Here is a 1,072-nt window from a genome sequence, read left to right on the forward strand (position 1 = left end):
GCTTCGAGCAGCGCGGCCCGTACTGGCTGTACGCGGCGCGCATCGGTTCGGAGCTGCTGCTGCGCGTGGGCAAGCACGACGCGGCGCGCCAGATGTTCGAGGCGGTGCAGAAGACCGGCGCGATCCCGTGGGCGCGCCTGGGCATTGCGCGCAGCCAGCTCGACGCCGGCCAGCCGGGCCCGGCGCTGCGCACGCTGGAAAGCCTGATCGGCGACCACCCGAGCTTCGTCGATGCGTACGACGTGATGGGGCGGGTGCAGGTCGAGCAGGGCGACCTGCAGAGCGCGCTCGACACCTACAAGCGCGCCACCGCGCTGACGCCCGGCTCGATCACCCGGCTGCAGAAGCACGGGATGCTCGCCTTCTACATGGGCGACCGCGACGAGGCGGGCCGCATGCTGGAGCGCGCCGCGTCGGTGGGCATCAGCTCGAAGATGTTCGACTACCAGACGCTGGTGCTGCTGGCCTTCACGCGCTTCCACCAGCGCGATTCGAAGAGCCTGCAGCGCTGCCTCGACAACCTCCAGCACGCGCTGGAGAAGGTGCCGCAGAGCCGCCGCCTGCAGCGCTTCACCGCGGTGGTCAACGTGTTCAACCTGATGCTGCAGAAACAGCTCGGCGCGGCGATCGCCGCGGTGCGCGAGATCACGCGCGAGCTGCGCGAACCGGGCTTCGACATGGAAGCGGCGTGCAACGTGCTGAGCATGCTGTCGCAGCTGACCGCCGCCGAGCTGAACCTGGACGGCGCCGACGACTGGGTCGACGCGCTGGCGCTGCGCTTCGCGAGCGCGAAGGGGCTGGCCGAACTGCTGGCGTGCACCGCCTCCAGCCACCCGCCGCACGCGCAGCGCGTGCGCGACGCGCAGCAGCGCATCAACGAGATGGCCGAGCAGGCGGTGTCGCACACGCTGTCGGGCGACCACCGCGGCGCCGTGCAGCTGCTGCTGGCGCATGGCGAGCGCACGCTGAACGGCAAGCTGATCGAGATGGCGCGCATGACCCTGCAACGCCACCACGAGAAGATCGCCGATGGCGGGCCGCTGCAGGAGCGCGTCGAGGCATTGCGCAGCCG

1 protein-coding gene is annotated in these 1,072 nt (G+C 70.7%); it reads left to right on the forward strand.

All coding sequences use genetic code 11. The features are described 5' to 3' along the window. On the forward strand, positions 1 to 1,072 hold a 1,072-nt coding region (locus AC1D12_RS33875; protein WP_477845458.1), incomplete at both ends, for a tetratricopeptide repeat protein.

The organism is Rhizobacter sp. P1_G5 (assembly GCF_056405435.1).